This is a genomic window from Paenibacillus sp. FSL R5-0928 (assembly GCF_037970385.1).
Classification (GTDB): domain Bacteria; phylum Bacillota; class Bacilli; order Paenibacillales; family Paenibacillaceae; genus Paenibacillus_AQ; species Paenibacillus_AQ odorifer.
The window spans coordinates 6068487-6089988 of sequence record NZ_CP150225.1 but is presented as its reverse complement, the minus strand read 5'-3'; the positions used below and the strand labels follow the sequence as shown (position 1 = coordinate 6089988).

The window sequence follows — 21502 nt, the reverse complement described above, 5'->3', positions numbered from 1 at the left end:
ATCTGCCCTGCCAACCGGCTAAGTCCGGCTGGCAGATCTCAGAAGCAGCGCAGAAGAGATATGAGCTGACGGTATCCCTTGCGGATAAACTTCTGCTGCGAGCTGCAGCTTGTAATAAGCGAGGCTCACGGCTGCGGTAGCCCCCCCGACTCTACGCAAAGCGGCCTCATCTTCTATATGAAGGATGGGCACCTCTCCGCAGGAGTAGGCTATCGCAGCGTATAATTGCCACTCGGTACAGTCCGCAGGCGTTTGATATTGAGGAGGCTTGCTGACATAAATAGAGCACCATTGTTTTTTTATGGAGGTGGGGGCTTCGAGTAAACCGTAAAGTAAAGGCTGCGGCAGACTGGACCATTGAAAGGAAGAACCTTGCGAATGCCGATAAAGTGCTAATAAACTATTCCAAGCACCAGTCTGAAGCAGCAATTGTGCTGCATAGTTGAGATCCGAAAGATCAGCTTTAAGCCTATAATTCCCCGCTAAAAGATGATGGATCGATAAAATCCCCGGTCTGTAAGACAATAGACAGACAAGCCAGCGCATGGCAGACTCAGTATCTCCAATACGGCAAGAGAAAGCCCACAGGTAGCCAAGTACAAAGGATCGGTTGGAAAGATGGGAAGGATCATGAAGCAGCTGTTCAAGCGGTGCGAGTGTCTGAAGATGTTCCGGTTGATTGTTTATTTCCAGAATCGCCTGCAATGCAACCTGAACAGATAAGGGTAACTGGCTGGCTGTAGAAAGCTCGGCTTGCCATTCCGGATCGCGGGCATTGAGCGCTGCGGGCAGAAGATAACTCAAAGTATCAGGGGATAAAGAGTGCAGATGGTTGTGGGTCAATGCTCGTAGCGTCACCTTCTCCCCAGAAAAAAGGCTTAGTGGGACGAGTTCTTTCCACGCCTCGCTATAATCAGGCTTATGTTGTATGGCAGCCTCGTAATGTCTCCACGCATCCGGGTATTGGTATAACTTCTCACACACTCTCCCGGCTAGTAGTTCTGTTCGATACGTTCCACTGCCCGAGGAAGAAGGGTATTTATGTGCTGTATTCCCGCTCTGAAGTGCTTGCTCCAAGTAGTGCTTGGCTGAGCTGAGCTTCCCTTGTTCCAGTAACAGGAGGGCATAGCTTTCTAATAAATCCGTGAAATCGGGAAAAAGACCGCTCCCCGTACGAAAAACTTCCTCAGCTTCCTGCTTTCGGCCACATAGTTGTAAGGCGTAAGCCGTCTTAAGGTAAATATCTGAGACATAACCGGAAGGGGCTGGAGTGGAGGTGAGCAGCGGAAGGAGGATCTCTGCCGCTTCTTTATATTGTCCCTGCTGATAATACTCTGCCCCTAACGCATAACGAAGAAAAAGATGGTTCGGTTGAAGCCGCAGACCGTTGTTGATAAGTGCTAAATTGCGGTTATATTTATTTTTACGCATCAATTCATCTTCTAAATATCCGTAGTGCAAAATACGCAAATCTGCATAAGCGATCTCCCCCGCTGGAAGCTCCCAAATGCTGCTGGCAATCTCCTCATGAATACTTCCGCGAAAAATAATTCTTTTGTCATTTCTGAATAATCGACAGACATGATCTGTAACAAAATCCGCTTCAGGTATATCACCGACATAGTGGATAATGGGCAGCCAATACCCATGAATATACTCGGCACCAAGCAAGGGCTGGAGCAGATTCTCACTCCAATGATCTACAGCCTCATCGGCATCCAGCACCAGAACCCAAGCAGAAGTTGCATACTCTAGGCTTATATTCCGAGCTTTGGTAAAATCATTTTCCCAAGGAATGTCGATAATCTTTGCACCGAACCTCTGAGCGATTTCTTTACTGTTATCCTCTGAACCTGTATCCGCAATGATAATCTCAGATACTAGCCCGCACACAGAGGATAAGCATTTCTCCAGATGGTTTGCCTCGTTCTTAATGATCATGCAAAGTGTAATATCCGGTGTGGTCATAGGAATACGTCCTTCCTAATCTGAAACTCTGGGCAGTGGAAGTGCGAGCCGCACTCTTTTAGCCGCTGGAGAATAGGGGGTTGAAGAAGAGAGGGAGGCAAGCAGACGATCCGCCAACAAAAGCTCCGAACGCCCTGGGTGATAGGCTGGGTTGAATAACGAGTCATTAGATGAGGGCTGCCCTGTGGTCTTCATCAGCTGTTTTGCTGCCTTATCACATCCCTCAATCTGCAATAAATCTAAGAGAAGTCCGCTTTTAGCAGCTGTGTATTCGGGTAGATGAGCGTGAAGCCAGCCCGAAATTTCATTTTCGCGCTCAGCACATTTTAAGGCTCGGATCAGTCGGGTTATAATGGGCGTTGGATTGGGATGAAGCTGAGCAGCTTTGGTATAACAGGCACAGGCCTCGGTCTGATCGCCTATTTCTTCGCATAACTGTCCCAGCAAATAAAATGTCAAATAAGATCCGAATCCAGACTCGGTATGGTAACCGGAAGGGGCTTCTCCAATGACTAAGGCTTGCAGCAATGCTGTTTTGGCCTCAGCTAGGGCTCCCATTTGAAACAGCAGCACACCTTTGATATGAGCCAAGTCAGGATAATCTGGATGTAGGGTTATCCCTAAGTCGCAAGCTTCCAGCGCCGCGTTGAAATCTTTTAATTCTGCCAGGCAGCGGATTTGATATTTGTGCAGCAGATGAACGTAACTTGTGTCGGGCGGAGCTTCGTTAAGTGATCTTTTGATATGCTCTAGAGCCGGTTGATATTCACTAAGCCGCATATATTCAACAGCCATATTGAAATGGTGAAAGGGGTCATTGGGATTTAACTTTAGCTGTTCCTTGAGCAGCTCTACATTTCGTTTGATCTTATCTTTTTTTGCTACTACGCCGTCTGCATAACCGTAATGATGGATGACTACGGTGCTTAAATGCATAGCTGCTTTGGGTGTAGCTTTTACGATCGTTTCTGCAATCTGTTCGTGGATGATGCCGCTGAAACGGTACTGCGGGCGGTTACGGAATAGGCGGATAATCGGATTAACAGTAATGGTCTGTGAAGCTGCGGTTAAACCTTTATGATTATGAATGCGCAGAAAAAAAGCTTCATACTCCAAATGCTCCGCACACAGCAACAGCTCCCCCTTACTTTTCGCATCCAGTTCCTCATCTCCATCCAGAATGAGAATCCATTGTCCGTGGGCTTGCTGAAGACCCGCGTTGCGGGCAGCGGCAAAATCGCCATTCCAAGGATGGTGAACAACTTTAGCTCCAAAGCTTAGAGCAATTTGTAGCGTGGAGTCGGTAGAGCCAGTGTCGACTACTATGATCTCATCGGCGACACCACGTACGCTTTTTAAACATTGGCTTAAGCTATCTGCTTCGTTCTTAACGATCATGCATAGCGAAATCAGAGGTTTTTGGCTTGGCATGTTCATTTGGCTGCCCTCCCCTCGCTCTGGCGGAAGCTCCACTGTGTGTGCCACGGTGTACGATTTAGTAAAAAGATGGATTTATGGATGGCACCAATATCCGTTTGCAGTGGACCGTGGACGTTAGCTGCATCCAAGCTGTTCAGAGCATCCTCCATGCTAAGCTTCGCTTGCTGAAGGTAACAGAGTGCTAAACCCACTCGGGCAGCCTCATGCTCAGGCATTTGCTCCAGCGCTTGTTGAAACCATTCACTGGCTTCCGTGTAATGCCCCTTGTCAAAGACCATCTCACCTATATAAAAAAGAACCTTCGCATCAGCCGCTTGATCGCTAACTAACCTGATAAAATGCTCGCCTGCCGCATTCCTATTCCCTTCTTTATATAATGCTGCGGCTAATTCAGACCGAAAGGTAGGGAACAAATTTACCAAAGCTTCGCTTAACGCGGGCTGGTGTAGTTTTACTGATTGTTCGATCAAATCTGAAATGAATGAGGAATGTAATGTTAATGGATCTACCTCTGCTTCGACGGGATCTACCTTTTGTTGCTGGTGGCACTTCTGAATGTATTGCAGTCCGAAGCGAAGTTCGTCTGGTACATAGGTTAGCAGGTCATTGTGGAATTCTCCAAAAAGCGACCAAGAGCAAATAGCCCAGAGGGTAGCCCACTTTTTCAGATATTCTAAATCATGGTTATCTTGCGTAGCTAAGGAGGCCATTTGTCTTATCGTTGTATAGGCGTCTTCCAGCTTGCCGGTAATGATGAGCGAAGAGATCATCCAATTTGCCGTCTCTAATTCCAAGGGAAAAGTGTCTCGGGATAAGTTAGTGATGGCCTCATTAGCATTTATCGCAAATAAACTGTCAATAATCGCAGCTCGTTGGGCAGCATTAGTTGGGGGGACGAGTTGTATCAGCAAGGTGGCAATCTCCTCATCGGTTACAGCTAAGCGTTGAAAAGCAGAAGCTATTCCCTGCAAGGCAGGCCTATATAAAGAGTGGTGTTGAAGCGCACGGTGGTAGAATCTCGCAGCGTCCTCCTGAAGCTCAAGCCGCTCTGAGATTAATCCTAGTCGATAAAGTGGGCGGAAGGTGTTCATCCCTTGCTCAGATACATATTTTTGATTAACCTGATCTCCAGAAATGGATGCTGCACGCTGATAAGCTTGAAAAGCACGTTCTAACAAACCTTGACTCTCCAAAGATTGGCCTAATAAAAAATGCAGGTCAGAGTAATCCTCATAACGCTCCAATTCAGGCAACAGCAAGGGATCTATGATATTGGTTTTTCCTTGAGTCAGATAAATTTTACAGAGATCTCTAATCATCGTAGGACGGTAGGAAGCTTCAAGTGGCACATGGTGAAGGGTCTGGCGAAGTAATGTCTCTGCTTCCTGAAGACGGCCGTCCTGACAGCAGGTGACTGCTAAATTATAGGAGTGAAAAGGATCTTCCGGTTGTTCGGCTAAAGCGAGTCGCAGGAGCTGCTCATTGCGTTTGATTTTATTTTTTCGGGCCATGATTTCCGGCAAATATCCGAAATGTTCAATCTCAATATCACTATGCTCAATCGCCGAGATGTTATGTGATTTAAGGATTGCAGCGTCAATTCCTTCATGAATTCTTCCGCTATATCGATAACCCTGTCCATTTCGGAATAAACGAACCGCACTGTGCTTTACCTTATCTTCAGGCCGAACGCCAAGCCAATTATCAATGTGTACTGTAAAAGCCTGAGCTTGCGTGTTTTGCAGGAGGCTGCGGAGTTCCGGAAGTGGAGTTTGCAGGCGTTCATCGGCATCAAGGACTAGAATCCAATCGGTATCCGCCTGATCGAGACCTTCGTTACGTGCTGCAGCAAAGTTTTCTGTCCATTCCCGTTGGAATACTCTAGCCCCGTGCGCTTGGGAAATAGCTATGGATTCGTCAGTAGAGCCTGTATCTATGACCACAATCTCGTCAACACCTGCTACGCTTGTGAGACAGTGGGGCAGAAGATCAGCTTCATTGTTAACGATGAGGTGGACGCCAAGCGTAATATTGTTCACGTTGTTTCCTCCTTGTTACATATGTAGAAGTAGAAATCAGCTTTTGTTATCAAAAGAAAAAGCACATGGATATCCATGCACTCTTTCGTTACAACATATGATGGGCATCTGCATTACGTTCCCTGCGCGTTGAAACTTACATTGATTGTTGAGGCGGCTCCTGCATTCGTTGATTGATAGGATAAGCGTGTATATTTCAGGAATCTTGCCGGAACTATGACATCGATAGAACCTGCTGCTAAAGGATTATCTCCTGTGGTATCGACGAAATAGTTCGTTCCGTCAGCACTGATTTCTACTCGTGTGTTGACTGGGTTAGCTCCAGTGTTATTGATGAAAAAGGAATAGGTCCCCAATACGCTCGTAGTCACTGCTGGCAGAGGAGTATAGGCATTAGCAGTTGCAATACCCGTCGTCGTCTGTTCGATAAAGCTGCGTTGTGAAATAGAGGTCACACTGCTGAGCGTACCAGCGGTAATGGTGGCTCCAAGCACACTGGTAATGGTCCCGTTTAAGAGGTTGGTGACCGTACCTGCAGAAGACAAAGTACCAGCTGTGATGGTGGCTCCAAGTACGTTAGTAATCGTGCCTTCGAGAATGTTAGTAATGGTACCTGCTGAGGACAGAGTACCCGCAGTGATCGTAGCTCCGAGCACGCTGGTAATGGTCCCGTTTAAGAGGTTGGTGACCGTACCTGCGGAAGACAAAGTACCAGCGGTAATGGTGGCTCCAAGCACGCTGGTAATGGTCCCGTTAAGGATATTGGTAACTGTTCCTGCTGAGGACAAAGTACCAGCGGTAATGGTTGCGCCTAGTACACTAGTAATAGTCCCGGCAGTGATCGTAGCTCCGAGCACGCTGGTAATCGTGCCATCGAGAATGTTAGTAATGGTACCTGCGGAAGACAAGGTACCCGCAGTGATTGTAGCTCCTAGCACACTAGTAATGGTCCCATTAAGGATATTGGTAACTGTTCCTGCTGAGGACAAAGTACCAGCGGTAATGGTTGCGCCTAGTACACTAGTAATAGTACCGGCAGTGATCGTAGCTCCGAGCACGCTGGTAATCGTGCCATCGAGAATGTTAGTAATGGTTCCTGCGGAGGACAAAGTACCAGCTGTGATGGTAGCTCCGAGTACGCTAGTAATAGTCCCGTTAAGAATGTTGGTAACCGTACCTGCGGAAGATAAGGTACCCGCTGTGATGGTAGCCCCGAGTACGCTAGTGATAGTCCCGTTAAGAATGTTAGTAACTGTTCCTGCGGAAGACAAGGTACCCGCTGTGATGGTAGCCCCGAGTACGCTAGTGATAGTCCCGTTAAGAATGTTAGTAACTGTTCCTGCTGAGGACAAAGTACCCGCAGTGATGGTAGCTCCGAGTATATTGGAAATCGTACCATCTAGGATAATTGTCGTTAGATTTCCGCCTGGATCTGTAGTAAGCGGATGATCAATCAGCGAGGCATCCCGGCCAAAAATAAGCGTTCGTAGATTATCGGGATTAGCTTGAAAAGAGCTGTAGTTAGGCAAAATTCCTCGTCCCTCTCTTATAAAATTGTTAACTCATACCTATAGACTGGGCTTGGACGTATACATCAATTTTGCCTAAACCCGTTGGCTGTTGCGTGGAGGCGGATATCCGAGTCCACTTTAAAAATCTGCTTGGCACTAGCACCTTCATTTCTTTTGCGGCCACGATCTCTTCTGAATCTATAAAAGAATCAAGACTGTTCGGACTAATCTCCAAGCGGACGCTAACAGGGTGGTCTCCTTGGTTCATAACTGCGTAAGAGATTATCGTTTTAGTTCCGCTTTTTTGCCAAGGCAGAGGCGAAATGGAGCTGGACACGGGGAATCCGATAAATTGATGCTCGGAAAATAAAGGACTGATCGTGACCTTACGGCGCTTTCTTCGACCATTTGGAGGTAGAAAAGGTTGCGGATTTCTAGAGTGATTCCCCTGTGTTTTTTTGTGTTTTATTTTGCTGCGCTTTTTTAGTTCCAGACCGTTATGGATTTCATTCACCTCCTACGGGTTTTCTGGAACCCTATCCATAAAAGGACCCTAACCGTCGTTTGAGCCCTGAGCATCAATAAACCGCAGTCCAATAAGCCGCGAACCGTTAGGGACAATCCTTAGCCATTCGAATGGTGATAATAATATATGGTGAAAAATAAGAGGTGATTGGGCTGTAAAAGCAAAAATACGCACCTTCCCAAACAACCTGCTACTTAGAGCGGCATAAAATAAGATAAGCTCAAGTACGGGGAGGATAGCGCATGCCAAACGATTCAGTATTTAATCAGAGTAGCCAGCCACTCTTTACAGAACAAGTCAACACGTATGTTGCACCTGGTATAGATTCAGCTCCGGAGGGAGGAGCGGCTAAGGCGGGGCTATTGTTTGGAATCCCTTTTACTTCTACGGTAACGACTGCTGCACCGTTAGTTGTTCAGATTAGTAATCCGGCAGGCAGCGGACGTACATTGTATGTATCCCGTGTTGCAGCTAGCTCGGCAACAGCTGCGGTTACGTTATCTCTACTTCGGAACGCTACGGTCACCGGAACCACCGTTACACCGATAAATTTTAATTTTGGAAGTGCGTTAACCAGTGTGATGACGGCCAGAACCTCGACTGCTGCCCCTACGGGAGGTCCGGCCACTCTAGTATCTTTATTACTGGCAACGGGTCCCGTCATTGTTGACTTTACTGGACAAATCGTTGTTCCTCCCGGAAATTCCATAACCACGTCCATCACGATTGCATCGGGAACTTCAGCAGCGACAACATCTATCAGCTGGTGGGAATATTAGAACTGGGAGGGGATAATCATGCCTAATCAATATGTGTTTAACGACAATGATCAACCTCTTTATGTGGATATGGTCAATACCTTCCAAGCTCCGGATATCAGCGCGCCACCTGAAATAAGTGCTTCGAAGGCTGCGGTCTTGTATTCTACCAGCACATCCGTGTCTAGTTTGGTCGTACTTAGTCTTATTTCTGCAATTACTTCTATTCGGATTAGTAATGCTGCTGGCAGCGGAAAAACCGTATATATATCTCGTATAAGCGGCAGTATCGGCGGATCTTCTCTGCTATCGGCTATGTCTGGAAGCTTTACAATTGTCAAAGGGGGGACGTTAACCTCTCCTGCAACCTTGACACCAACAAATAATAATCTCGGAAGCGCGGCTACAAGTGCGATGACCGTTCAATCTTCAACAGCGGCAATTAACGGGGGAACAACGCTTTACAATTATCAATTAGCGCCGGGAGCCTTCTCACAGAACTTTACGGGCAGCATCATCGTTCCGCCGGGGACTGCTATTTGTGCTAACGTAACTTCATCTAGCTCGGCCGTAGGTTTAACGATTACTTCTGCACTCGGTCTTCTTTGGTGGGAACAATAGAATATATATTTTATTTTGAACCTATAACGGTGGTGAACCTTGACATCATTTGGTTAAGGTTTTACATAGAAGGTTGGAATGAATAGAAAATAAAGGGGATTGGCATTATACAATAAAGATGGAATTCAGTTTGGAATGTGAAAAGAGGGACAATTATGGAAAGTTGTTTATTTATTCATGGCTTTACCGGAGGTGAGCATGAAATCTCTCCCTTGTCCCAGTTTATGGAGCAGCATAATTATCGTTCCAGAACATTTACCCTAAAGGGGCACGGGGGCAGCAGGAATGATTTACTGCATTCGGATCGACATGATTGGCAGCAAAGTGCTGAGGATGAATTAACAGAGCTGTTAAAGACAAATGACGGAGTTCATCTGATCGGTTTTTCAACCGGTGCTCTTATTGCTTCACATCTTTCAGTGCGCTATAAACCTTGGATTAAATCTCTCACTTTGTTGTCTACCCCTGTGTTTCCGCTGAATCCTGTAGAAATTATTAAGACCCTTGCGAGCTTTTCCATGCTAAAAACTTATATTAGTAAATTCAGTTCAACGCCTCCAAAAGCAACTCGAGAGTTCCAGCGACTGGTTCGTGAAAGCTTTTCTGTTTATCCGCATATTGAGACTCCAACCCTGATCGTGCAAGGGAAACGGGATCATCTAGTGAAGACTAGAAGCGCCGATTACCTACGTCATCATATGATCAAGGCGACCCAAAAACAGGTGCTGATGGTCGACAACAGTGGTCATATGGTGTGCCATTGTGAAGAGAAGGACCGAATTATGAATGAAGTCTTGCAGTTTATTCAGAGTACAGGACGTTGAACTCAAACACTAAATATTCAACCCCAAGAGCTTCCGAAATAGGAGCTCTTTTTTTGTTGTGTATTTCAATTTTAAGGCTTGACAACGCGTCTGGTGTCATGGTAATTTTTAGTAGGGAAACCGGTTTCCCTAAAATTCGTTTGTTTCTATGCCAAAAACATCGCTGAAAGGTCGTTTTTAATCCAAGAAGTAGGTTTTAGTGTGTTATGAATACGCTTTAATAAGAGAGGGAGATGCGCGCGATGAAACGTAAGTTATGGTACGTGCCCGTTCTGATTACATCTATTCTTCTTTCTACTGTGATTAATTTATTCGTCTTAGCGCCACAGCAGGCAGATGCGGCCAGCATCGGTACGATTAACGAGAATGATACCATTTATCAAATTATGGTTGACCGGTTTAATGACGGGGACTCTTCTAACAATGCTACGGGAGCGGCAATTCGCTATGGCGAGAACTCTGAAGAAGATTTCCGTTATATGAAAGGCGGAGATTGGCAAGGGGTGATCGACAAGCTGTCTTATATTAAAAATATGGGGTACACCGCGATCTGGATTTCCCCAGTGGCGGAGCCGCAAATGACGAATCGGGAGAACAATGGCAGCGGTAAAAACACGGCGTATCACGGGTACAACGTTAAGGACCCTAACGCAGCCAATCCCTACTTTGGTACAAAGGAGAAGCTGAAGGAGTTAGTGGATTCCGCACATGCGGTTGGCATCAAGGTGGTTATAGACGTTGTGCCTAACCATATCGGGGATTATATGCTGGGTACCCAAGCCTACTATGATATCCCTAGTCTGCAGCCAGCAGCTCCTTTCAATAACCCGGCTTGGTATCACCATAATGGAGATATCAACTGGTCTTTGGCAGACGGAAGATACGATCAATGGGCACAGGATTACTTAGAAAATCATGATCTAGGCGGACTGGATGACATTGACTTCGATGTCCCTGCTGCTAAAAAAGCCGTATTTGATTCGATTAAAGGCTGGTTTGACTATACAGGAGCAGATGGTGCGCGTGTAGACGCAGCCAAGCTGATGAAGCCGACTGATATTGGTGAACTGCAAAATTATCTGGGGGTTAATACCTTTGGCGAGAATTTTGACGGCAATGCTGAATTTGTCTCGCGCTGGGTCGGCAACAACAAGGAGTGGGGCATGCTTGATTTCCCAATGTTCTTCTCCGTTCTAAATAGCTTCGCATATGGGCAGTCTTTTGACTCCAATATTAAAAGCACCTTGGCACAGGATTCCTACTACAACGGAAATGCCAATCACATGGTCACCTTTATCGACAATCATGACCGCAATCGTTTTCTCACAGAAGCTGGAGGAAGCGTAGATAAGCTGCAGAACGCTTTGACTTTTATTTTTACAGTGCGTGGAACACCCGTAGTCTTCCAAGGTACGGAACAGAACAAAGGCAATGGTAATGGACAGATTATGACGGGAGGCATCGCCGATACCTGGAACCGCTGGTCAATGGTGAAACGGGATGCAAACGGCAATGTATTAGAGAATTATTTTAATGAGAATGCCAGCACCTACAAGCACGTAGCCAAACTTAATGAGATTCGGAAAAATAATCCGGCACTCCGTACAGGCACTCAACGTGAAATGTGGTCTGCACAGAACTTATATGCTTTTTCACGTCGTATCGATACTGGAACTAATCTGGGGCAGGAAGTTATCTCCGTATTCAGTAATAAATCCAGCGGCTCGCAGACCGTTACCATTCCACTGCGTGCAGAGAGCAGCTTGGCAGTCGGGACGGTTCTTTATAACCAGTTGAACACTTCGGATACGGTAACTGTACAATCGGGTGGAGCAACTGGCAAGCAGATCACTGTAACCGTGGGTGCAAATGCAGCCAAAATCTATGCAAAACAACAGCTTCCTACAGATACAGTGGCTCCAACTGTACCAACTAACGTGACCGCAACTGTTCAAAATGCATCCAGTGCTTTAGTAAGCTGGACCGCTTCCACCGACAATGTAGGTGTGACCGGATATGAAATTTATCGCAACGGCGTCAAAGTGGGTACATCCGCAACTACTTCATATACGGATAACGGATTATCCGCCAGTACTACGTATGACTATACGGTAAAAGCAATGGATGCAGCAGGCAATCTATCCCTCCTTAGCGCGATTGCTTCAGTGACAACACCAGCGGGGAACAGTGTCACTATTTACTATAAGCAGGGCTATACCTCGCCTTATATTCATTATCGCCCTGTAGGAGGAACTTGGACGACATCACCAGGTGTGGCGATACCTGTCTCTGATGTAGCAGGCTACAACAAAATAACGATTAATATCGGCTCAGCCAGCCAGCTTGAAGCTTGCTTTAACAATGGCAGCGGTACTTGGGACAGTAACGGGGGCAGCAACTATTTATTTAGTGCCGGCACCTGGACTTATACACCAACTGGCAATATTCAATCGGGTGGACCAGTGACGCCGACACCAACGGTAACACCGACACCATCACCAACCGTAACGCCTACACCGACGGTAACGCCGACACCGACGCCAACCGTAACACCAACAGCAACACCAACGCCAACAGCAACACCAACAGCAACACCAACGCCAACTCCGACACCGACCGTAACGCCTACACCAACGCCAACGGCAACACCTGTCGGCAGCACGGCAACGATCTATTATAAGAATGCGGCTTATAGCAGCTCTTATATCCATTATAAGCTCGATGGTTCAACGGTCTGGACGACGTCTCCAGGCGAGCAGCTCCAAGCTTCTGCTTTTACAGGATATAAGGCGGTTACGATTCAGCTGGGCACGGCAGCTGGGCTGACCGCAGCCTTTAATAATGGCAGTGGCACATGGGATAACAATGGCGGCAATAACTATCATTTTGCTGCGGGCACCTGGAGTATGGTGAATGGCAACATCACCGCAGGAGAACCACAAGCGGATAGTGTTACATTCCGAGTAACTGTTCCTGCGTCTACTCCTGTGAGTGGTCCCGTTTATCTCTCCGGCTCTTTCAATAGCTGGAATGTGGCAGATCCGAACTACCAACTGACGAAGGGCAGTGATGGTATTTACTCCATCACACTAAGTCTACCGGCGGGAACAGCAATTCAATACAAAGTTACACGAGGCGCTTGGACTAATGTGGAGGTGAATTCGAATGGATCGGATCTTTCCAATCGAACCCTTACGCCAACAGGCGGTGCACAAACCGTAAATTTGACGGTTCAGCGCTGGAAGGATCTATAAGCTTCATAATATCTACAGTTTAAACACAACAAGGAGCGGCTCCCGTATGGGGTCGCTCCTTGGTAAGCAGTATGAAGTTTTTTAATTGCAGAAAGTACAATTAGACTTTCTGTTTGAAGCTGGAAGAAAGATTTAACTGTATTTTGTGCAGTAGAATTCAGGAAAAAGGCTGTTTTTTGCCGATTTCACGAGTTTTGACTGCACAAAGTGCAATTAAATCGAATGTTACCCATCTTATAAGGATTTCTATTGCACAAAATGCAATTAAATCCGATGTAGCCATTTTAGCTACTCAAATTCGATCAAGCTAAAGCAGTTACTCCAGACAATCAAGCCGAATCAGCACGCAGCGCAATAAAGTTCAGTCAGCTACACAAGCTCAATCAAGCTTCCTGCCTCCTCACTAAGTTCCCGCCGGGAACTGGGATCTCATGGTTGACTCACGGGGAATGAGTTCTGGCTCGAGAAGCAAATGCCCGGTAGGCATGTTGTTATTACGAATGCGTTGCATCAGCAGCTCGCCTGAAGATACCCCCAGCTGGAACGTGTCGATATTCAGAGAGGTTAGAGGAGGCGTAGTATAGCAGGACAGAGGATATTCATCAAAAGCGGCGATGCCGAGCTGTGATGGAACATGAATATCCAGTGATTTTGCAGCTTGAAGCACCCCGAAGGCAACATAGCTGTTCATGCATACTACGGAGTCTGGTCGATCTTCGCTCTGTAGAAGCTCAAGTGCAGCATGATAGCTCTCATGTTCATCAGCCTTACAATTGATAATCCATTGCTGCTGATCCGCAAGATCTGCTTGCAGCAATGCTTGCAAATATCCACTCAGACGATGGGTATAAATCTTTTCCTGCTGCTGCCCGCCTATGAAGGCTATTTTGGAATACCCCTGCTTTATTAAATGTGAGGTCAGCATGCTGCCGCCTGCTTCATTATCGAAATCGACCCAGCTTCCGGGAGTCATAATTTCGCCGATGGAGATGTAGGGAAACTCCAAGCGGTTCAGTTCTTCGCAAAGCTCTTCCGTAAGTACGGAGTTATTCGCTATGATTCCGTCGACACGTTTGCTGAATACAAGTCTATTTAGAAAATGTCCTTCCGGACTACTATGCTGCACATTGGAAATAGTCAGCTCGTATTTTAAAGGCGCAATTACACTTTCTATTCCACCGATGATGTTGTAGAAAAACTGGTTTAGAAATTCACTTTCCTTGGACATATCGACCAGGAGACCAATATTACAGCTGCTTTGTCTGGCTAATCCAGTAGCGATACTGCTTGGTGTATAGTTCATCTGCTTCATAATTTCGCGAACTTTGTGTTTCGTTTTCTGTGATATTTTTGGGGAATCGTTTAATACTTTGGATACGGTAGATTTAGCCACATTGGCTGCTTTGGCAATATCAGAAATGGTTACTTTCATTGTCTTCCCCTCATAATCCAGAACGGTATTTGTAACCATAATAACACAAATTTAGCAGTCTCTCTAATCACAAAGAGTCTCATAGATTTAAAGATAAAAGCATAAAAAAGGAGTTTGGAAGTTATGCCTCATACATGGTTTTTATATCATACAAGTGAAGATCCGTTTGCCTATCCTGTGGGTACGGGCATCTTGAAGCTCAGACTGTTCACGCAAGCTGGACAGCAATTATCCTGTACCGTCATCTACTCAGACCGTTATGATTCTCCGGGGCATGAAGTTCCTTTGCAGATGGAGCGGATTGGGTCGGCAGGTGTTTATGAGATACATGAAGCGGTCATTGAGAACCCTACGAAAAAATGCAGATATCTATTCCATGTAACTAATCCTGCGGGTGAATATGTCTGGTATGGAGAGAGAGGGGCGTCGGAGAGCCGGGAACGTGCGGGTTCTTTTCAATATGCATATCTCCATCATTCTGAGGCGTTGAAGTTACCTTCATGGAGCATGGATGCAGTAACCTATCAAATCTATCCTAGCAGTTATAACGAAGGGACCTTACAAGGCATTTCTGACAAAATGCCCTACTTGCAACAGTTAGGAGTAAACGTTGTTTATATGACGCCTGTATTTGAGTCTCCTTCAGAGCATAAATATAATACCTCCGATTACTATAAGCTTGATCCAGTATTTGGGGATATGGAAGGATTGAAGGCGCTGGTCAGCCAGGCACACAGGCATGGAATCAAAGTGATTTTAGACGCTGTGTTTAATCATTCGGGAGACCGCTTTTTCGCGTTTAAAGATGTGTTGGCAAAAGGAGAGCTATCTCCGTATAAAGATTGGTTCTTCATTCATTCCTTTCCGGTTACGCAGACGCCTGTACCCAATTATGAAACGTTTGCCAAAGCTGAAGCGCATATGCCAAAGCTGAACATGGACAATCCGGATACGGCGAATTACATGATTGAGGTTGCGAAGTATTGGGTGCGCGAGACAGGGATTGACGGCTGGCGTCTGGATGTGGCCAATGAAGTTAATCCGCGTTTTTGGTCCCGGTTTCGGCAAGAGCTCAAATCTGAATATCCTGAAATCCTGCTGATCGGTGAGATTATGCATGCTTCTGGGCCATGGCTTAGAGGGGATCAGTTCGATGGAGGAATGAATTATGTGCTTCGAGATGCAGTGTTGGAATTTTTTGCGGAACAATCTACGGGGCCAGTTCGCTTTATGGAGCAATTGCTCCATCAGGAGGCATTGTATAATGACCAGGCGAATTCGGCAATGTTTCAGTTGCTTGGCAGCCATGATACCCTGCGGTTTCTTACGGCATGTAAAGAAGGTGGGCGTGGTTGGGACCACGTGAGTACCGCTGTTGAACGTATGATGCTGGCTGTTTTTTTCCAGATGACCTATATCGGTATTCCAATGATCTATTACGGGGATGAGGTTGGGATGGAAGGGGCGACAGACCCCCACTGTAGAAAAGCTATGATATGGCAAGAACAAGCTCAGAATGCAGTGCTGCATAAGTGGTATCAACAATTGATTTCTCTGAGAAAAAGCCATGAAGTTCTGCGCAAAGGTTCGTTTCGTCCTTGGTTTACTGATGAAGTTCGTAATGTGCTTGGCTACATACGAGGTGTGGAGCACGAGAAGATAGGGCTGATTATCAATAATTCTCCAAACCCGTACCAACTAGAGCTTAGTCCATATCGAGCTGATAAGAACGAATTAACTGATTTATTGTCTGGAGCAACTTTTAAAAATAATAATAAGCTTACGGTCAGCATTGAACCTTTTGGCTGTTTGATGTTGTATTAAAAAAGAAAAGGCCCCTCTCTAAGGAAAGGGACCTTATTCTAATTTACAGCACTTTTTTTGCTTCTTTTGTTCTTTAAGTCTCTATATTCCTGTTTCTCCCATTGTTTCAGCAACGGAAACGGATCAAAAGCCCATTCGGTAATTCCGCGATCGCGGTAAATGCCAAAATGTAGATGTGGAGGAAATTTTCCTTGTGTTCCGGGATTGCCGTAACCCGAGCTGCCTACCCAGCCAATAATCTCACCGGGGGTGACTATATCTCCGCGAGAAATGGTTTTGTTATATCCAGATAGATGAGCGTAATAATGGTAACGGTTCTCGATATCGCGAATGCCAATTCTCCAGCCGCCGTACCGGTTCCAGCCTTTTGTCTCTACTAAGCCAAAGCAGGTGCTTCGTACTGGCACTCCTTGAGGTGCAAATAGATCTGTTCCTTCATGGATACGTGCTCCGCCCCAGCTTCTTCCAGTACCCCAAGTGCTACGATAAGAATAAAGGTTACTTAGGGGAAGCGGGAAGGCATTGCCGGATAGGTCCAGCCGTCCAAAATGTTCATATAACTTCGCGAACTGGGTAATGCGCTGCGAGGCGCGGCCATTGTGATAGTACTCCCAGACCCCGATACTGAAATCACTAGCGGATTGTCCATACTTCAATAAGTGTCTAGCCATACTATACAGAACGTCCGCATCATTCTCTGGATCAGCAATGCCGTCTCCTGAGCCATCACTGCCAAAACCATCAAAGAAGCTAATGGATTTAGGGGAAGTATCCCCCTGATCCGGATTAAGTGGACCAGCCCATACCGGTGCCGGGATTTTTATGGCTGTAAGGCGCGTGGAGACAGGCTGCCCTGAGGCTCCCTTTTTGGCGAGCGTGCGTTCATATTGATCAATGGCTGCGAACCTAAACCAAGGGATACCAGTAGCTGCACTCATTTGCTCATAAATCTGTCTACGGCCAGACCATTGCGCTTCTTTGCTAGCACTAGCGGGATCCCCGCTGCTCATCACCGGTTGGATAGTAGGCCGCGCTACAGCTGCTGCAACGGGAAGGTTTAAACCACCCCAAAGGATAGCGGCCGCGGACAGGCATAACAGGGTTCTCCGGTTTTTAATATTTTTAAATAGGGCCAGCAAGATAACAGCCTCCTTTTGTCCGGGCATTAAATTGAATGTAGTCACTTCGGATGAAGCTTTTTTATAGATTGGTGCAAAATACTACTTTTTATCCGTTCTTGTCTAAAGGTACCAGAAAAATCTCGCTGGAAACTCCAGATGATACACCCTGCATATTTCACAAAAACAGGCAATTGTAAATCGCACATGTTATAATATGAGGCAGCAACTTTCATCTGCAGCATCACATTCAGGAGGAAGCGGGGTTTATCATTTTGTCTAATAAAACAGCAAAGCAACCTAAACCGGATTGGATTAAGATTAAGCTAACTACCGGTGACAACTATCAGGAAATCAAAAGCATGATGCGTTCCAAAACTTTACATACCGTATGTGAAGAAGCTAGGTGTCCGAATATTTATGAATGCTGGGCAAACCGTACGGCTACCTTCATGATTTTAGGTGATATTTGTACACGCGCATGCCGTTTTTGTGCAGTAAATACAGGGATGCCTACAGAACTGGACCTGCAGGAGCCTGAACGTGTAGCTGAAGCTGCAGAGAAAATGAATCTTCGTCACTGTGTGGTGACTAGTGTGGCCCGCGATGATCTTGCGGATGGTGGCGCTCAGATTTTTGCTGAGACGGTCGCGGCGATTCGTAAACGCCTTCCGTTATGTAGTGTTGAAGTGCTTATTCCAGACTTTTTAGGAGACCGGAATAGTCTTGAGATTGTCATGAACAGTAATCCAGACATTCTTAATCATAATATTGAGACCGTGGAACGGATGTCAGATCGTGTACGGGCTAAAGCGAAGTACCCTCGTTCCTTGGAATTGCTGCGCAGAGCCAAGGAAATGAAACCAAATATTCCAACCAAATCGAGCATCATGCTTGGTGTCGGTGAAGAGTGGAATGAGATTTTACAAGCAATGGATGATTTGCGAGCCGTAAATTGTGATATATTGACTTTAGGACAATATTTGCAACCCACTCCAAAACATTTAAATGTCGAGAAATATTATCCACCGGAGGAATTTGCACTGTTGAAGGAAGAGGGAATGAAGCGTGGCTTCAGCCATGTGGAATCAGGCCCGCTAGTTCGCAGCTCTTATCATGCGCATGAGCAGGTGAAGTCTGCAGCTCAAGCTCGCGAGGAGCGTGCGGTTTCTTCTAGCTAATTATTGCTTTTCTGTGGTTTAATTCACGGAGAATGTTAGTAAGAGGAGGAAGAGCGACAGCGTTCTGAAATCTCTGCTCTTAGGTTACCCATAAAAATCGTTGATTTGCGTCATTGGAGGGGAATATTGGAGCTGTAGGAGCGGTTCGAGAACAGCGACCGAAAGCCCAATATTCCACATAGATGGCGGTATAATCAACGTCATGATTCCCAAAGAAAGGCAGGCGGCAAAAGGTTTGATCGTAATAGGCGGAAAAGGCTATGAACTTATGTTGGATCATAAGGATGGTTGGAATCCGGAGGCATTTCGCGGGAGATATAGCGAGGTGCTGGAAAGATACGACTATATTATCGGTGACTGGGGTTACAGTCAGTTGCGTTTGAAAGGTTTTTACCGGGACAACCATCCTAAGGTGAATCGGGATACAGCGATTTCGGGTATGGTTGATTATATTAATGAATACTGCAATTTTGGGTGCGCTTATTTTGTGCTGCATAAATTGAAAGAGGTACCACAAGAAGGCATGTTCAAGGATATTTTGATCAAAGAATTACCAGAGCCGAGTGATGAAGAGGCCTTGGAGCAAGAATCGGAAGCTAGTGATGAAGCGGCTGCAGATAAAGAGTTTTCTGCTAAAGAAACATCTTCTAAGCAAGGCTCGAATCACTCATTGGCATTTAAAGAGATGACTTCTTCTAAGGACAATATGGCGAAGGATAGACCTGTGAGAGAACATCAGAGCCGAAATCACCGGGGCAAGGATTCACAGGGCAAGAAATCCAAAAAGGATTTCCAAGGCAGACCGCCACAAGGTCAGTCTCAGAAGCCCCAAAACACACCAAAACCTCAAAGCGCTCAAAACAACCAGAACAATCAAAACAATCAAAACAATCAAAACAATCAAAACATAGAAAATTCGCAACCTTAATGATGAAAGCTGAACCATAAGTAGAGTCCTTCTACGAATGAGCCAGCTTTTTTTCTTATAAAAAATAGCAGAGCAGCGTTTCTCCCGGTACTTGGAGATCGCTGCTCAGTGTTGTGGTGTTGCTCAGTGTTGCTCTGCTGCTCAGTGTTGCTCTGCTGCTCAGTGTTTCTGCTACTCTGTGTTGCTCTGCTGCTCTATGCTATTAGTCGTTGGCTGCTTGACCCAGCAGTTTCATCATCCCCCGAGGCTTAAGGACCCAGATGCCGTTATTTGCGAATTTTCAGCCTTTTGAGCAGGGTTTTGGACTCCAATGATGTTATTCGTTAGAAAGAGGCGTAATTATGGTGTTTTTCATACCAATAGCGACTATGGAGTCCGATAGCCCCACAAATATGGATTAATATTGCGTTTAGGGTCATCCATGTCCGATAGGTGCTACAGATGTTTCGTAGGTGCAAATATTATCAAACTAAACAAAAAACAGGAGTTGTCCCAACGGCCATTTCATGGCTTATGTGACAACTCCTGTTTTTACTCACGGGTGCTTGATTCAGCAGCTTAATGATTAGCTAGATTAAGGATCTATTTTACAGATAATTTCAATTGTTTCTGTGTTGCATTGTAACTCCATACAAGCGCAGGGAACTTCTTCTTAAAGGCATTTAATTCAATGAAGGTCTCGCCGTTCTGAGAAAGCGCCTCTTTGGAGGACAACGTAAAGCCGGTCGCTTTACCTGCCCCGTTTGTTACGATGACTTTTTTGTTCTTGGCATCCCATGTGATGTCGCCTTCGATCAGTGCACCTAGTACGAGCGAAGAAGCATAAGTCTTATCTCCTTGCTTTATTAGACCCACATTACCAGCAAAGGCAACCCCGTTGACGTTCAAGATATGATGATCACCGGAAACCTCAATGCTTTTCATTCCTGCAATCTGTAGAGCGGTAATCAGCTGCGCAGTTTTGCCTTTAACCTCAATATCCGGTGCAAGCCCGATGTGATTAAAGTCTTCTTTATTTGGAGTTAGATATTTCTGCGTAGTCAGCTTCAGCATGTCTCCATTGGACATTGGAAGCAGGCTCTGAATACGTGCTTTGCCGAAAGAACGAGTGCCTACGACGGTAGCGAGCTTATTGTCGCGTAATGCGCCAGTAAGCGCCTCAGAAGCGCTGGCAGTGTACTCATTCGTTAGAATAACGACGGGTACGCCTATTTTGCTGCCACTGGTAATCGTTACTGGAGTAAGTGCTCCGGTTTGATCGGAGGTATACATCATGATGCCTTTATCCATGAAATTGGAGACAATGTTGTATGCCGAATCCATATAGCCGCCTAAGTTGTCACGCAAATCAAGCACCATCGATTTCATACCTGCTGCACGCATCTTTTTCAGCATAGCGGCAAATTCTTCATCAGAATTCTGTGTGAAACCACTCAGTGTGATGTAGGCTATCTTCTGTCCAACAATAGTTCCGGTAACAGAAGTCGAGCTGATTTCATTTCGGGTTACACGAAATGATTTAGTCACTCCATTCCGGAGCACCTGCAGAGTGACCTTGGTGCCTGCGGCTCCGCTTAACTCGTCTCCTTCGGTCTCTTCAACGGGGATTCCGTTAATTTTGACTATCGTATCACCGCGTTTCAGACCTGCTTGTTCTGCAGGCGAACCGGGTGTTATGTCTTCGATGTAGAGTTCTGTTGCGGTATATTGCAATCTAACACCAATACCAACGTATTCCAGATCAACATCATGTTCAAATTGTGCCGCTTCCTCGGTATTGAAGTATTGGCTATAAGGATCATCCAGGGTGTTCACCATGCCGTCAATGGCTCCACGAATCAAGGTATCCTTATCTACACCGGAGAGGTTATAGTTCTCCAGAATATTCATGACTTCATTGATAAGATCACGGTTATCTGTAGATGCCTGAGCGGCATCGGCAGCAGAAACTACTGGAGCAAAAGTTAGGGATAAAGCCAGACAGCTGCCTAAAAGTGCACTTATTACTTTATTGGATTTCATGGAATCATACGCCCTTTTTATATAATTTATAAGATAAGAAAGTATACACTGCACGA

Annotated in this window: 15 protein-coding genes; 7 read left to right on the top strand and 8 right to left on the bottom strand. The window is 45.9% G+C overall.

All coding sequences use genetic code 11. The features are described from left to right. Nucleotides 1–18: 18 nt before the first annotated feature. The 5 genes from MKZ16_RS27555 to MKZ16_RS27535 form a co-directional block, all read right to left on the bottom strand. Nucleotides 19–1968, bottom strand: coding sequence for a glycosyltransferase (locus MKZ16_RS27555; protein WP_076105322.1), 1950 nt, complete (start codon nucleotides 1966–1968; stop codon nucleotides 19–21). Between the two features lie 15 nt (nucleotides 1969–1983). Beyond that, complete coding sequence (locus tag MKZ16_RS27550; RefSeq protein ID WP_076105321.1) at nucleotides 1984–3405, bottom strand: glycosyltransferase; 1422 nt, start codon at nucleotides 3403–3405, stop codon at nucleotides 1984–1986. Beyond that, nucleotides 3402–5447 (bottom strand): glycosyltransferase, encoded by a 2046-nt coding sequence (locus MKZ16_RS27545; RefSeq protein WP_076105320.1) that lies wholly within the window; start codon nucleotides 5445–5447, stop codon nucleotides 3402–3404. The genes MKZ16_RS27550 and MKZ16_RS27545 overlap by 4 nt, the downstream gene beginning before the upstream one ends. 113 nt (nucleotides 5448–5560) lie before the next feature. Continuing rightward, complete coding sequence (locus tag MKZ16_RS27540) at nucleotides 5561–6976, bottom strand: DUF6385 domain-containing protein (RefSeq protein ID WP_339815001.1); 1416 nt, start codon at nucleotides 6974–6976, stop codon at nucleotides 5561–5563. A gap of 28 nt (nucleotides 6977–7004) precedes the next feature. Then, nucleotides 7005–7472 carry a DUF6385 domain-containing protein gene (locus tag MKZ16_RS27535; RefSeq protein WP_076105319.1) on the bottom strand — a complete coding sequence of 156 codons (468 nt, stop codon included), beginning with the start codon at nucleotides 7470–7472 and terminating at the stop codon, nucleotides 7005–7007. 254 nt (nucleotides 7473–7726) lie between these two features. On the opposite strand from MKZ16_RS27535, the gene MKZ16_RS27530 reads away from it, so the two are divergent. The 4 genes from MKZ16_RS27530 (at nucleotide 7727) to MKZ16_RS27515 (ending at nucleotide 12941) form a co-directional block, all read left to right on the top strand. Then, on the top strand, nucleotides 7727–8263 hold the full coding sequence (locus MKZ16_RS27530) for a hypothetical protein (RefSeq protein WP_076105318.1): 537 nt from the start codon (nucleotides 7727–7729) through the stop codon (nucleotides 8261–8263). An 18-nt stretch (nucleotides 8264–8281) separates the two neighbouring features. Continuing rightward, entirely contained in the window at nucleotides 8282–8863 is a 582-nt protein-coding gene (locus MKZ16_RS27525; RefSeq protein ID WP_076105317.1) for a hypothetical protein, read from the top strand. 155 nt (nucleotides 8864–9018) lie between these two features. Next, a complete protein-coding gene (locus MKZ16_RS27520) occupies nucleotides 9019–9687 on the top strand; it encodes an alpha/beta fold hydrolase (RefSeq protein WP_038573215.1) in 669 nt (222 codons plus the stop codon). 242 nt (nucleotides 9688–9929) lie between these two features. Beyond that, the gene (locus MKZ16_RS27515; RefSeq protein ID WP_076105316.1) at nucleotides 9930–12941 is read left to right on the top strand and encodes a carbohydrate binding domain-containing protein; all 3012 of its coding nucleotides are present in this window, start codon (nucleotides 9930–9932) and stop codon (nucleotides 12939–12941) included. Between the two features lie 403 nt (nucleotides 12942–13344). On the opposite strand, the gene MKZ16_RS27510 is transcribed toward MKZ16_RS27515, so the two are convergent. Further along, a complete protein-coding gene (locus tag MKZ16_RS27510) occupies nucleotides 13345–14373 on the bottom strand; it encodes a LacI family DNA-binding transcriptional regulator (protein WP_076105315.1) in 1029 nt (342 codons plus the stop codon). Nucleotides 14374–14496: 123 nt separating this feature from the next. On the opposite strand from MKZ16_RS27510, the gene MKZ16_RS27505 reads away from it, so the two are divergent. Beyond that, nucleotides 14497–16197, top strand: coding sequence for an alpha-glycosidase (locus MKZ16_RS27505; protein WP_076105314.1), 1701 nt, complete (start codon nucleotides 14497–14499; stop codon nucleotides 16195–16197). Between the two features lie 38 nt (nucleotides 16198–16235). On the opposite strand, the gene MKZ16_RS27500 is transcribed toward MKZ16_RS27505, so the two are convergent. Then, complete coding sequence (locus MKZ16_RS27500; protein ID WP_036685322.1) at nucleotides 16236–17336, bottom strand: M23 family metallopeptidase; 1101 nt, start codon at nucleotides 17334–17336, stop codon at nucleotides 16236–16238. Nucleotides 17337–17590: 254 nt separating this feature from the next. On the opposite strand from MKZ16_RS27500, the gene lipA reads away from it, so the two are divergent. Further along, a complete protein-coding gene (gene lipA / locus MKZ16_RS27495; protein ID WP_036685320.1) occupies nucleotides 17591–18496 on the top strand; it encodes a lipoyl synthase in 906 nt (301 codons plus the stop codon). A 202-nt stretch (nucleotides 18497–18698) separates the two neighbouring features. Beyond that, on the top strand, nucleotides 18699–19424 hold the full coding sequence (locus MKZ16_RS27490; RefSeq protein ID WP_076105313.1) for a YutD family protein: 726 nt from the start codon (nucleotides 18699–18701) through the stop codon (nucleotides 19422–19424). A gap of 582 nt (nucleotides 19425–20006) precedes the next feature. On the opposite strand, the gene MKZ16_RS27485 is transcribed toward MKZ16_RS27490, so the two are convergent. Continuing rightward, a complete protein-coding gene (locus MKZ16_RS27485) occupies nucleotides 20007–21446 on the bottom strand; it encodes a S41 family peptidase (RefSeq protein WP_076105312.1) in 1440 nt (479 codons plus the stop codon). Between the last annotated feature and the right edge of the window lie 56 nt (nucleotides 21447–21502).

Coding starts and splice junctions, on each gene's coding strand:
- MKZ16_RS27525 (WP_076105317.1), top strand. CDS start 8,282: ATGCCTAATCAATATGTGTTTAACGACAATGATCAACCTCTTTATGTG.
- MKZ16_RS27550 (WP_076105321.1), bottom strand. CDS start 3,405: ATGAACATGCCAAGCCAAAAACCTCTGATTTCGCTATGCATGATCGTT.
- MKZ16_RS27510 (WP_076105315.1), bottom strand. CDS start 14,373: ATGAAAGTAACCATTTCTGATATTGCCAAAGCAGCCAATGTGGCTAAA.
- MKZ16_RS27490 (WP_076105313.1), top strand. CDS start 18,699: ATGATTCCCAAAGAAAGGCAGGCGGCAAAAGGTTTGATCGTAATAGGC.
- MKZ16_RS27515 (WP_076105316.1), top strand. CDS start 9,930: ATGAAACGTAAGTTATGGTACGTGCCCGTTCTGATTACATCTATTCTT.
- MKZ16_RS27505 (WP_076105314.1), top strand. CDS start 14,497: ATGCCTCATACATGGTTTTTATATCATACAAGTGAAGATCCGTTTGCC.
- MKZ16_RS27485 (WP_076105312.1), bottom strand. CDS start 21,446: ATGAAATCCAATAAAGTAATAAGTGCACTTTTAGGCAGCTGTCTGGCT.
- MKZ16_RS27520 (WP_038573215.1), top strand. CDS start 9,019: ATGGAAAGTTGTTTATTTATTCATGGCTTTACCGGAGGTGAGCATGAA.
- MKZ16_RS27530 (WP_076105318.1), top strand. CDS start 7,727: ATGCCAAACGATTCAGTATTTAATCAGAGTAGCCAGCCACTCTTTACA.
- MKZ16_RS27555 (WP_076105322.1), bottom strand. CDS start 1,968: ATGACCACACCGGATATTACACTTTGCATGATCATTAAGAACGAGGCA.